Origin of the sequence: Cohnella mopanensis (genome assembly GCF_022352055.1) — a bacterium.
GTDB classification, from domain to species: Bacteria; Bacillota; Bacilli; order Paenibacillales; family Paenibacillaceae; genus Cohnella; species Cohnella mopanensis.
In genome coordinates, this window is sequence record NZ_JAKRWM010000002.1 from 128571 (window position 1) to 141678 (window position 13108).

General features: G+C 49.4%; 11 protein-coding genes. 10 read left to right on the forward strand and 1 reads right to left on the reverse strand.

The genetic code is table 11. The features are described 5' to 3' along the window. Positions 1 to 141: 141 nt before the first annotated feature. From sigI to L3D05_RS04805, 10 genes are all read left to right on the forward strand, one after another. Positions 142 to 945: an RNA polymerase sigma-I factor gene (gene sigI, locus L3D05_RS04760; RefSeq protein ID WP_239614866.1), complete on the forward strand. Its 804-nt coding sequence runs from the start codon at positions 142 to 144 to the stop codon at positions 943 to 945. Continuing rightward, positions 942 to 2126, forward strand: coding sequence for an anti-sigma factor domain-containing protein (locus L3D05_RS04765; RefSeq protein ID WP_239614867.1), 1185 nt, complete (start codon positions 942 to 944; stop codon positions 2124 to 2126). Before sigI ends, L3D05_RS04765 begins: the two co-directional genes overlap by 4 nt. A 124-nt stretch (positions 2127 to 2250) precedes the next feature. Beyond that, entirely contained in the window at positions 2251 to 3630 is a 1380-nt protein-coding gene (locus L3D05_RS04770; RefSeq protein ID WP_239614868.1) for an ATP-binding protein, read from the forward strand. A gap of 103 nt (positions 3631 to 3733) precedes the next feature. Continuing rightward, on the forward strand, positions 3734 to 5266 hold the full coding sequence (locus L3D05_RS04775) for a leucyl aminopeptidase (RefSeq protein WP_239614869.1): 1533 nt from the start codon (positions 3734 to 3736) through the stop codon (positions 5264 to 5266). 57 nt (positions 5267 to 5323) lie between these two features. Beyond that, a complete protein-coding gene (locus L3D05_RS04780; RefSeq protein ID WP_239614870.1) occupies positions 5324 to 6607 on the forward strand; it encodes an MFS transporter in 1284 nt (427 codons plus the stop codon). A 337-nt stretch (positions 6608 to 6944) separates the two neighbouring features. Beyond that, positions 6945 to 7313, forward strand: coding sequence for a hypothetical protein (locus L3D05_RS04785; protein WP_239614871.1), 369 nt, complete (start codon positions 6945 to 6947; stop codon positions 7311 to 7313). Positions 7314 to 7434: 121 nt separating this feature from the next. After that, positions 7435 to 8412: an aldo/keto reductase gene (locus tag L3D05_RS04790; RefSeq protein ID WP_239614872.1), complete on the forward strand. Its 978-nt coding sequence runs from the start codon at positions 7435 to 7437 to the stop codon at positions 8410 to 8412. A 27-nt stretch (positions 8413 to 8439) separates the two neighbouring features. After that, the gene (locus L3D05_RS04795; protein WP_239614873.1) at positions 8440 to 8736 is read left to right on the forward strand and encodes a HesB/YadR/YfhF family protein; all 297 of its coding nucleotides are present in this window, start codon (positions 8440 to 8442) and stop codon (positions 8734 to 8736) included. 142 nt (positions 8737 to 8878) lie between these two features. Further along, the gene (locus tag L3D05_RS04800) at positions 8879 to 9847 is read left to right on the forward strand and encodes an aldolase catalytic domain-containing protein (protein WP_239614874.1); all 969 of its coding nucleotides are present in this window, start codon (positions 8879 to 8881) and stop codon (positions 9845 to 9847) included. A 142-nt stretch (positions 9848 to 9989) separates the two neighbouring features. Beyond that, positions 9990 to 10646, forward strand: a complete 657-nt coding sequence (locus L3D05_RS04805; RefSeq protein WP_239614875.1) for a hypothetical protein — start codon at positions 9990 to 9992, stop codon at positions 10644 to 10646. 2 nt (positions 10647 to 10648) lie between these two features. On the opposite strand, the gene L3D05_RS04810 is transcribed toward L3D05_RS04805, so the two are convergent. Beyond that, entirely contained in the window at positions 10649 to 13096 is a 2448-nt protein-coding gene (locus L3D05_RS04810; RefSeq protein ID WP_239614876.1) for an MMPL family transporter, read from the reverse strand. Between the last annotated feature and the right edge of the window lie 12 nt (positions 13097 to 13108).

Consider the following 13108-nt stretch of genomic DNA (forward strand, 5'->3'; position numbering starts at 1 on the left):
GATAAGCATAAGAAGATGAAGTACCGAAGGCCGCCCTAAGTGGATTTCTTCTGCTTAAGACGGTCTTTTTTTATTTTCTTGCAGAGGAGACCCCCTTAAAAATCGACGCGTTTCCGAATGTTATGAATGTGGGGTGAGCGAGTGCTGCTCGTACTTTTCAAAAAATGGTTACACCTGACTGGCAGAGAATCGCGAGCTCCTAACGAAGGTGGCGCTCCGGAACGCTTAGTCGAGCAAATCCAGAATGGAAACGATGAGCTTCGTAACGAGCTGATTCGTCAGTATCGTCCATACTTATTAAAGACAACCAGCCGTTTTTTTCGCCGGTATATCGATCCGCAGCGGGATGATGCTTACAGCGTAGCCCTTGCGGCGTTCGACGAGGCCATTACCGGATTTTCAGCGGAAGGAGGCAGGTTGTTTTTGGGTTTTGCGGAAACGGTCATTAATCGAAGGCTGATCGATTACGTCAGGCAAGAGAACAGACATGCCGCCACCATACCCTATAGCGCCTTTGATACGGATTCCGAAGACAACGCGGGCTCGATCAATCGGATCGACGTCGCGCAATCGATAGATGCTTACCAATTAGAACGAACCTCGGACGAGCGAAAGCTGGAGATAGCGGCTTTGACGGAGGAACTGGCGTTGTTCGGAATTACGTTCCATGATCTAGTCACAACGTCGCCTCGCCATCAAGATTCAAGAGCCGTTTTGCTAAGAATGGGGAGAAGACTCGCGAGTGAGGAAACGATGTTTAACTTTCTTCGCGATAAAAGGCAGTTGCCGATCAAAGAACTGTGCGAGGCGGAGGGGGTATCCCGAAAGACTGTCGAGCGCCACCGCAAATACTTAATCGCGGTAAGCTTGATTGCTTACGGCACTTATCCTTTTTTACAGGAATATATCGGCATGGATCGAGAAGAAAGGGGGGCTACGCCATGAATCGCGGAACGGTAATGGCACTACATAGAAGCTCGGCGGTCATCCTTACGCCGGACGGGCAGTTCGTTCGCGTGAAGAGACAAGACCGGTTCGAGATCGGGGACGAAATTACCGATTATTTGATGGAACGTGCTGTCCCCCGATTACGGCGGCGGTTAATACAAGCTGGAGCGCTCGTCTCGATGGTATTCCTTGTGCTCATTGGTTTCTTAGTATTTCGGACTCCTCCGGTCGTTGCCTATGTGACGATGGATATTAATCCGAGCATTGAGCTAGGCTTGGACGCGAGCGAGAAGGTAAGGGAGCTAAGGGCGGTTAATGAAGATGCAAAGGCTTTGGTCGAGGGGTTGAAATTCCGCGGCCGAGATTTAGAATCGGTGATGAAACTGCTTGCCGATAGGCTCGTCGAAGAGCATGTTCTTACGAAAGACGATTTAGAGGTCGTGATCGCAAGCGTGCCGGTTAAGGCGCTCGAGAAACAGTGGGAAAATAACGTCACATTGAAAATGACTCATATATTGAACGAAGCAACGAAGCGGGGGCAACCCGAGCCAAGCACCAAACTGGAAGTCACGACGGTTTCCGTGCCCAAGGAAATTCGGGAAGAGGCTAACAAGAACGGAGTTTCTTCAGGAAAGATGGCGTTCTGGCTGGAATCGCAAAGCCAAGGCCATCAGGTCTCGCTGGAGACGCTAAAGTCAAAGTCGTTAAAGGATATTGCCGCTTCATGGGGGGGCGTCGATAAGGTCATGGGCAAGTATGAGCAGAAGCAAGCTGCCAAGGATGAGAAAGGTCCTGATGATGATCGGGACGAAATAGGTAAAAAGAACGATATAAACGATAAAAAACAAAAAAACGATTTCAATCGCAAGGATAACTATAAGCACGGCACACAAGATAAAGGAAACAAAAGCGATAAAGATAAAGAAAATAAGAATAAGGACAAAGATAAGAACAAAGATAAGAACAAAGATATGAACAAAGATAAAAACAAAGATAAAAACAAAGACAAGTATAAAGACAAGTACAAAGACAAGAACAAAGACAACAACAAAGATAAAGATAAAAACAAAGATAAAGATAAAAACAAAGACGATAAAGGAAACAATAACGACCGGAAAGACCGTAAAGATGCGGAACGCGAAGGCTCCGGTGATAAGCAGGACAGCGGGCATCGCTGAACATGGAATGTTCGCCACCACTCGACAACTTCTCTCGTTGACATATATGCTCATTAATGGCTATGATTTGATTAATTTGATCGTTTGCCATGATTGCAGTTCTGATGATGGGGGAATATTCGAAATGGACGGATGGCGAACACGTTATTTTCCGATTCTGGCGGAGTTTGTTCGTAGCGGTGGACAGATCGTACGTCCGGAGACAAAGGAGTTATGGCGCGAGCTAAGTGATTTGCCAACGGATGATATTTTGGAGCATCACGAAGAGAGCGTGAAATTTCTGCTTTCGTATGTCGAACCCGAAGATCGGATGACGTTAGTTCACCGGTCTCTTTTGTTTATAACGGAACTCCTTATGTCGATAAGACTTCCGGAAGGAGCGGCCGCCATGGAAGAAGCAGAGACGGAACGACTGCTATTGAGCACTAGCGCAATCCATTCGGCGCCGATGGAGGATGAACATCCGAATAAGTTCGAAACAGTACTCCAGCATATGGACAGCGGAGTTGCCCTGTTTGACGGAGCCGGGAATTTACGGTTTCTGAACGTCCAAATGTCCCGAATGCTGCAAGCCCCGCGAAGGTCCCTGATCGGATGTACGCTTTATCAGCTTTTTTTTCACGGTAATCTCCAATTGTCCGTTCGTAAAAACTTCTTGCGAATTTTCAGGGAAATGGTACAGTATCACCGGTTTCACGGTGAATTCCAGGATGTGAACGGTAGATTTCTGCTCGTCAGCATCTCGCAGATCGACGAACTGGGCGGCGACTATCTCATTAGCGTTAAGGACGTATCCGAATATAAGCAGATCGAACAAGCCGCATTTCAGAACGATAAGCTGGCGATGCTAGGCAAGATAGCCGCGGCGATCGCGCATGAGATACGAAATCCGTTAACCTCGATTCGAGGATTTATACAATTATTAAACCCGTTTCTTAAGGAAATCGGCAAAGAAGAGTACGGTAGGATCATCCTTTCGGAGATCGATCGGGCTAACGATATCATTTTCGAGTTTTTGAACTCCTCCAAGCCATCTGCCCCTATGAAACAGAAAGTTCTAGTAGGGCTGCTATTGAAAGAAACGATCATGCTCTCGGAGAGTGAAGCCCTAATGAAGGGCTGCGAAATCCATAACGAGATTTTCGATCCTTATTTGACCGTCGGCGTTGACGTGAAGCAAATTAAGCAGGTGCTATTGAATATTATTAAAAATGCGATGGACGCCATAGAAGAGACGCAAGATGAACGTAGAGGCCGCATCGTAATCACCTCTAGGCAGGAAGGCCATTACGCTTTGATCTCGATTAAGGATAACGGCAAAGGGATGCAACGTGCTACGCTCAACCGGCTGTTCGATCCCTTTTTTACGACGAAAGAAGAAGGGACTGGCTTAGGGTTGTCGGTAAGCTATCGGATCATTAATAACCATGGCGGGATGATCCACGTAGAGAGCCAATTGGACGAAGGAACGGAATTTTTAATTTATTTGCCTTATGTCGAGTAAACGGAGTAGAATCTGGTTTAAGTGAGAGTTCAAAAAGTCAGGTTCGATGACTTTTTGAACAACCTCTTTAAGTATCAGATTAACTTAGGGTGGGACATCAGGTATGTTATGGACAGATTGGTCTCTGAAATGGACGACTGAGGGGCCGAGCTCAAGAAGCTCTCAACAACCGGCAGATATCGTTATCGTGTTAGCGGATCGTCAAGCGGTCGATGGTGACCGTCAAATCCTGAATTCGACGCTGGACCAAGCGTTGAAGGAACGGGTTCGCCGTGGAGTTTACGATGGAAAACCCGGACAAACAGCGATGTTTTCCACACTGGGGCTTCAACCGGAGCCCTATGCTATATATGTAGGATGCGATGCCGCGCCCTATTCATTGAAAGCGCTTCGCGATGCAGCGGGAAGCGTTGGAGCGGCATTGTTGGAATATCGCATACGGAAGGCCGCCTTTGTCTTGCCTGCGGGATTTACTCAATCTTTAGCAGAGCAGGACATAAGTGCGGCCTCTCAGGCGTTAATGGAAGGTTTGCTATTGGGATTGTATCGGAGGAACAGCAGGGCCCTTAAGGGGAGGGCGCAGGCTGAGCTCTCCGAAATCGAATTCGTGCTCGAAACCGAGGATGCAAGGAGAGAGTGGGAACAAGGATTGCTGCGAGGGTATCTGGCGGCCAATGCTGCGTGTTATGCGCGCGAACTGACGAACGAACCGGCCAATCTTCTGACTCCGGAACGGCTTGCGGAAGAAGCGAGGTCTCTTGCAATGCGGTATGGATTAGACTGCCGCATCTATGATGAGAATGAAGCGGCTCAAGAAGGAATGGGCGGTCTACTAGCCGTGGGACAAGGAAGCGCAAATCCGCCTCGTATGATCGTTATCCATCATCGCGGCAACCCGGAATCCTCGGAGACGCTGGGTCTTATCGGTAAAGGCGTAACCTTCGACACGGGTGGCATTTCCATTAAGAAGGCGGCCGGCATGGAGGAAATGATCTCCGATATGGGTGGCGCGGCGGCAATCATGGGCGTGATGCGGGCGGTCGGAGAAAGCAAGCCCGCGCTAAACGTGGTGGCGGTTATTCCTGCCGCCGAGAATATGCCCTCGGGCAACGCTTTTAAACCGGGAGACGTCATTCGAACGTATAGCGGCAAATCCGTTGAAGTTCTGAATACCGATGCGGAAGGGCGGATCGTCTTGGCTGACGGCCTGGAGACGGCTCTGCGGCAAGGAGCGACGAAGCTTATTGATGTAGCAACTTTAACCGGCGCGGTCATGCATGCGCTGGGAGACGTGACGACGGGCGCGTTTACGAACGAAGAGACGATGCTGGACGGCTTTCTTAAGAGTGCTCGTCGCGCGGGAGAATACGTATGGCCGTTACCGACTTATCCCGAATATCGAAGCATGCTCAAGAGCGATGTAGCCGATGTGAAAAATCATGGCGGAGCATGGGCCGGCGCGATCGCCGGTGCGTTGTTCGTCCATGCATTCGCTCAAGATCGCCCTTGGATCCATCTGGATATCGGGGGGACGGCTTGGATGTGGAGCGACAGGGGCTTCGAGAGCAAAGGCGGCACGGGAGTAATGGTTCGCTCCCTACTGGAATACATTCAAAGCGAAGCGGAAGAAGGATAACAAGGAACGATTGAACGACCTCTGCAGGCAGCCGGTACAACATGGGGGAACTATTAAATGAGTAAAATCACAAGGGGATTTAGACAATCGCTAGCGATGGGCAGGCAGACGGAATCCGAAAATCGCAGAAGCTTGAGAATTTCCCTCATCGAGGGAATACCCGCGAATATATTAGCAAACTTGCTAGGCGGGCCTTTGCAAACCGTGTATTTGACCTATCTTGGATTTACCGCTTTTCATATTGGTTTTGTATTGGCCATCCCCCCCTTTGCTCTGCTTATTCAAATCTTTATCGCTTTCGCTATGCAGAAGTGGCAGAACCGTCGGTTATTCGTTATGCTGTTCGGGGTTGTCCATCGAACCCTATGGGTGGCAACCGGACTAATACCGCTTACCTTTACAGAGGACGCATGGATTCCGGTTTATCTCGCGTTATGGCTGATATCGATGATTTCCGGTCAGGCCGGAGGAGTCGTCTGGACATCCTTGATGGCCGATGTCGTTCCCCCGGCGATAAGAGGCAAGTATTTCGGCATACGGAATACGATCCATTGGGCGGTCGTATGCGTCACGCTGCTGGCGGGCGGACAGATTATGGAATGGCTGCCGGGTTCGCGGGGGTTTACCGTACTGTTCGCTGTAAGCGCTCTATGCGTGATTTGGAATGGTTGGGCGCTATCTCGTTATCCCAATCCTCCCTTTCAACCATCGGAAAGCGGAGGATCGCTTAAGTTGTTTTTACGACCGTTCGCGGATCGAAGGTTTGTTTCGGCAACTCTGTTCATATCGGTCTTTATTTTATTGCAAAATATCGTCATTCCGCTTTTCTCCTACGTGATGCTCGAAGTTATCGATTTGAGCACGAGTAAAGTGACGTTAATCATTATGCTTCAGAATCTAGTTATGATGGTCAGCTATTATTATTGGGGCGTGTTGAATAGCAAGTATTCCACGAATACGCTGCTCTTATGGACATTTCCGCTTATTGCGGCTTCCTGCGCGGTATGGGCCGGGATGGCGATATTGCCCGCTATTCTTATACTGATTATCGTGCACGTTTTGCTAGGCTTCGGGTTTGCAGGCTATAATCTGCTAGTGTTCAACTTCTTGATCGGGGACTCGCCGAAGTCGGAAAGGCCGATGTATGTCGCCGTATTCTCGGCGCTAACGGGTATTGCCGGTTTTATTGGTCCGATCGCAGGCGGTTGGTTGTACGACCAAGCTGCCGACGGACCGATGTGGCTGCAGACTTATGGGATAGCAACATTTGCGGGTGGAGCGCTTCTAGTGCTTGCTTTAGTGCTAGCTCCTTTTGTCTTCAAGCCGAGCGATCGGCAATAATGAGTTTAATTTGATATTTTGATAGTTTGATTACAGTTGATAGGCGATAAGGCTGAGAATCCGGATAGGGTTCTCGGTCTTATACGCATGGAAACCGATCGCCACGAACAGTCTTTCGCGCTGCTTCATAGGCTACTGGATCGTTCGCGGATTCTTAAGGATAGAAGTTCTGTTGACAAAAGCAACTGTAATGCATATTATTACAGTAAGCAGTTAGAAATCGACGACAGCCGAACGAGCGGGCTAATCGTCATTTTTTTAACTCAAATGTAACAATAGTCATTACAGTTTGTACGTCTTAAAGAGTATTAAAATTCACGGATAGGCGGTGTTGAAGATGAAAGTCGAAATCAGTGATTGGGTGTTGGCAAAAACGAAAAACGGGGAATTGATTCACGGATTCGTCGAAGATTTGGATGATCAACAGGGAATGGCGACCGTCTATACCGTTAAGTCCGATAACGTTGAATCGGTTGGTAAACCCGTCGTCGTGCGCGAACGGTGGCTCAGAAAGCTGCCTGATTATTCTCCGCATGACTCGGAGGCTATCCGGAGCTTAATTGATATTGCGTTATCGACGAGGGATGAGCATTGGTTTCAAGAGCTAACCTCGAAGATGGCTTCCATCGCCATCAACGACATGGAGCAGACACTCCATTCTAATCGCTATCCATCCGCGCCAAGCCGATTAGGCTTTCCGGTATAAGGAACGAGAACGAACCGCCGATCTAGCCGATTAGCGGTTTTCTTTTTGCAGTTGAACATCGCTTCGCTCATAATAGAGGTGTATTTAATAGCTAACAACGAATAGAGCGGAGGATCATCTAATGGGCAAAATCATTCCTTTTAATAAACATGGATTTTCGGCAAGCCAGCTCGTGTTAGGCTGCATGAGACTTGGCGGGGGCTGGAATCAAGATCCGATTACTGCCGAGCACGTCAAACAAGCGCATGAAGCGGTAGATGCGGCTTTATCGATCGGAATCAACATGTTCGACCATGCGGACATCTACACGTGGGGGAAAGCGGAGAAGGTATTCGGTCAAGTGCTGAAGGAGAGACCGGAGTTAAGGGATTCCATCCTGCTGCAATCCAAATGCGGAATTCGATTGGGCACGGAGGACTATCCCCGTACTCGTTTCGATTTCTCAAAGGAGCATATTCTATCAAGCGTAGATGGTATATTGGAACGATTGAGCGTCGAGAAAATCGATGTTTTGCTTTTACACCGTCCTGATCCTCTCGCCGATCCTGAAGAAATCGCGGAAGCTTTCCATAAACTTAAAGCGTCCGGCAAGGTCGGAAGCTTAGGCGTATCGAATATGAGCGAGGGGCAAATGAAGCTGCTGCAAGCTTATTTGGACGAGCCGTTAGTAGCGAATCAGCTTGAACTAAGCTTGCTGAAGCTCGATTGGTTGGATTCCGTAGTCCATGTCAATCAAGAAGCGGGCAAGCTCAGCTCGTTCCCGGAAGGCACGATCGAGTATTGCAGGCTCAACAACGTCCAATTGCAAGCATGGGGCCCTTTGTCCAAGGGAGTCTATAGCGGCAAGGATATTTCCGGGGAGAGCGCCGAAGTTCAAGCAACGGCTGCCTTGGTCGCCCGATTGGCGGAAGAGAAGAATACGACTAGAGAAGCAATCGTACTGGCGTTCCTCCTGCGGCATCCAGCCCACATCCAACCCGTAATCGGTACCGTTAATCCAGAGCGCATCGTGGCTTGCGGAGAAGCGGATAAAGTCGTATTAACCCGCGAGGAATGGTACCTTCTGTACATTACTTCTCGTGGACGTCTCATGCCATAATGGATTAAAATGTAAGGGTACCCAATAGTGAGAGATGAGGTGTTGGACGTGGAATTGATTATTACGCCTTCCGCGCTGTCATGCTTCAAAGGGGAATGGGGAATCAGCAACGATGAGACGGTACGCGTCTTCGTGCGCTACGTAAGCGGAGGAGAGGTGCCGTTCGCATTCGGCATCACGAGAGATACTCCGCTTGACGCTGCGGTAACGACGGTTGCGGATCGAATTACTTTCTACATGGAGAGCAAAGACGTCTGGTTTCTGGAAGGTAAAAGCCTGAAAATCGATTACCGGGATGAAGAAATCGTATTTCATTTCGCATGATGGATAGCGGATAACCGTCCGAACGATATTCGGCTAACGGAAGCAGTTGCATTAGTGGTAGCAAAGAAACCAGGTTTGATGTAAACTAATAAGCATTATGTTTCGCAACCGCACAAGCAGGAGAAAAGGAGAATTAAAGGACATGACGGTACATAATCAGACGAATCATTGCAAGATCGTGGATTGCACCATCCGCGATGGAGGACTTGTTAACAATTGGGATTTCAGCGTGGAATTCGTGCAGGATTTGTACGAATCGCTCAACGCTTCCGGAGTTGAGTACATGGAAGTCGGCTATAAGAACTCCCCTAAGCTTCTGAAAAGCGAAGGCACCGAAGGGCCATGGAGATTCCTGGACGATGATTTCTTGCGTAAAGTCATCGGCGAAAAGAAGAAAACGAAACTTTCCGCGCTGGTTGACGTAGGCCGCGTAGACGAAGCGGACGTTCTTATGCGCAGCGAGTCGATGCTCGATCTGATCCGGGTCGCTTGTTACGCTCGCGATACGGCAAAGGCAATCGAACTTGCGACTTTGTTCCATGAGCGCGGATACGAGACGACCATTAACATCATGGCTCTGTCCGGCGTAATGGACAACGAGCTGAACGAGGCGCTGGCGATGATCAACGACAGTCCGATCGATGTCGTATACATCGTGGATTCCTTCGGCAGCTTGGACCCGGATGATATGCGTTTTCTAGTGGAGAAATTCCGTCGTGCCCTGAAGAATAAACGTTTAGGCGTTCATACGCATAACAATCTGCAACTCGCTTTCGCCAACACGTTGACGGCAGCTCAACTGGGCGTTGAATTCCTTGATGCTTCCGTTTACGGAATGGGACGCGCTGCGGGCAACACGCCGACAGAGCTTCTGTTGGCAAAGCTTACCCGTCCGGAGTACAGCCTTCGCCCCGTGCTGGGCATGATCGAGAAGCATATGATCAAGCTGCGCGAGAAGGAAGAGTGGGGATACCTCATCCCGGATATGATCACGGGAACGTTGGACGAGCATCCTCGTTCGGCTATGGGCTGGAGAGCATCGGACAAACGCGATCAGTTCACCGAATTCTACGATAAAATGACAACGCCGGAAGTATTTCACGGCAAATAATCCATTGCGATTACGGGAGCTAGTACGGGTCTTTATGACCCGTGCTAGCTTTTTTTGGCTATCAAGTTTACAAAAATGTTCTCGACAATTTTCGCTCATTGGGATATGGTCTTGTAAAAAGATGGTATTCTAGGAGGCTAACATGGAGGATGCTCTGTCTATTAGCCAAGATGAGCGCATTCGAGAAACCGAGCTTCGGATTCAGCTGATCTTACGGCTCAAGAATCGCAAGCGTTTACCGCATTTAATGCCAGACAATGCTTGGCATCCCGGTTTGGACATAAGGATAGACGCACTGTCGGAAGCGGTGTTGGCCGACGGTAGGCCTGAAGGCGAATTGTCCGCGCGGGCGTGGAAGGCGGCTCTGCATCTGTGGAACGATAGCTTGATCGCGGCGCATGAGCTTGTCCAACCTATGAATACTCAGACAGGCGCAGCTTTGCATGGCATCATTCATCGTCGGGAAGGCGACTTCGATAACGCGAAATATTGGTTTCAAGTCGCCGGTGACCATCCTGCTTATCACGGTTTGCAGATTAGGGTGGCAAGCTTCCTAAGAGGGCAGTCGATTCCTCGCGGCCCGCTTATGATGGCCTTCTCCCAGATCGCATCGCAAGGCAGTTGGAATCCCTACTTATTCGTTAATGCGGTTGCCATTCAACAAGGTTATGTGAATGAAGAAGACTCTCTTGGGCTGCTAGAATGCTTGCAGCAATTGGAGCTTGAGGCGTTCATACGTTTTCTCGAGGGCAGACTTGCCATACAAGATTGGGATGCCGAAGAGATAGACGATCTCTGAGATTATTTCTTGTCTGCACGAGAACGGAACGGCCACCAATTGGCTTCACCGAGCAGGAAGGAAAAGGCAGGAACGATTAAACCCATGAATATCGTGGCATAGAGCATCAAACCGATAAGGGTGCCGACACCGATCTGCACAAGCGTATTTACGCCGGAGAAGCTGAGGGCGCCGAACGTCCCTGCCATAATAACGGCAGCGGAAGCGATGATCCCTCCCGTTGTTCTCATCGCTTTGGCCATGGCCGGTTTGACCTCTCCGGGTCGGTGTTCTTCCTTGAAGCGTGCCATTAAGAAGATGCTATAATCAACCCCGAGCGCCACGATGATAAGGAAAATAAAGAAGCTTACCGTCCACGATAGGCCGGGGTACCCCAATACATCCACGAACAGAAACTCCAAAATTCCCATCGTAACGAGATAGTTAAATCCCAGTGATAGCATGACATATAACGGCGCTAATAAAGAACGGAGAAGAAGAATAAGCACGATTCCAATTCCCGCGAGCACGAGTAGAATAGTCCTCACGAAATCGCGATAGGAAATGCCGCTTAGCTCATTGTATTTGGCAGATACTCCGGTCATGTATACCTTCGGTTCCGATAACGACGTACGATTGATGCTGTCTCGAATGAACTCTCCGATGAGCGGTATGGACTTCATCGCGCTGTCCGAATAAGGATTCGTCTCTAGAATGAGTTCGAACTTCGTCGTGTGTCCGTCGGGAGAAATATAATAATCCAAGGCTTGAAGACTGGTTTCGGACAGATTGTCCGTCCGCGAATCTCCCCTTGGATTCGAGATTCGCTGTAGTGCGCTGAGCTGCGAAATGATCAGTTTACTTAGTCCATCCCCGAGCCCCCGTATAGACGGAACAACGCCCAGAAGCCCTCGGCTTATCGGTACAACTCCTAAGGCTACGGCTTCCAGTCCTTCGACTAAGGAACGCTGATCCTTCATAATGGATTGAATTAGTTCTTGGGCATTCGGTTGCTGCCGAAGCTGTCCCGGTACGGTCAGTTGTTCCGGTTTGCGGCCGAGCGGACGTACCGCGCTGCGCACCTCCTTAACGTTAACGGCGCGGGTCAGATCGGAGCTGATCTGTTCGAGTGCGGCAAGCCCTGATTTCGTGCGCATAGATTGACTTGATGTTATCGCTACGGTAACCGGAAATACTTCTCCTGCGCTAAAGCTTTTCTCTACCTGTCGAAATCCGATAATCGATTCCAGACGGGGACTAATCTCGGAAATATCGTCGAAGGAACGTTTGTTATGATAGAGCAAAGTCAAAGGTCCGAGAACGATGACGGCGCATAATAAGATGAGCCCGGAGCGTCTAGCTGTTAAGGAACTAAGCTTCTCCCATAACTTCGATTCCCGAGCGCTTTTCGTTTCCTTTAATGGGATTGGCCAAAAAGCGGCTTTGCCGAAAGTTAGCAGCAAGGCAGGCGTCAACGTCAGCGCGGCAACGATCGTCACTAGCATGCCGATGGCTACGCCGATAGCGGACCGGTACAGTCCAAACTCCGCGAATCCGATAATTAGAAATGCCGTTAGCACCGTGCTGGCAGAGAAAATAATCGTTTTTCCAACGCCGTTCATCATACGGAACATGGCAGCAAGCATGTTTCCATCCTGCCCCGTACGAAGCTCCTCGCGATAACGCTGAATGAGGAGCATGCAATAGTCGGTTCCCGCACCGAATAACACGGCAATCAGAAAAGACTCCGTGAAATGGGAGACGGGCATGCCGAATCTAGCCGTCCAACTAATTAATCCCTGCGATATGACATAGCTGATTCCGATCGTCAATAAAGGAATGATCGGGGTCACAGGAGAGCGGAACACAATGAGCAGGATAAGAAGCACGATCCCGATCGTAAAAATTTCGGTTCTACGTAAGCCGCTTTCCGAGGTTTGCTGGAAATCCTGCGAGAGCGGCGCGCCTCCCGTCAATACGGACGATGTCCCCTCAGGAGCTTCTACAAGCAGCTGTTTGAGTTTAACTAATGTTTCCTTAGTCGCGTCTTGGAAATCGGCATAAGGAAGATTAACGATCGCAAGCAGCGTCGAGCCATCTTTGCTTAGCAATCTCTCGGCGAGTTCCGGTTCCGTTTGGGTAGATAAAACGCTTGTAATCTGAAGTTCCTCTTTACGAGATTGTATCTGTGCGATAAGCTTGCCCATCCAACTCGTATCTTCCTCCGTCAATTTACCTGGTCTGGAGAGCACGATTACCGCGCTGGACAATGAACGGGAAGCGGGATTGATTTCTTGCAACAGACGGGTTGCCTGTACGGATTCGGCATCGGCCGGCAGAAATTTCTGTTCTGTCTGGCGCACGACAGCCTGTAAATCCGGTAAAACGAAGTAGGAGAGTGAGGCCAGCACAAGCCAAACCGCGACGATAAACCAACGCAGTTGGGATAACCGACCTATCCATTTATCCATGATTCGCCTCTA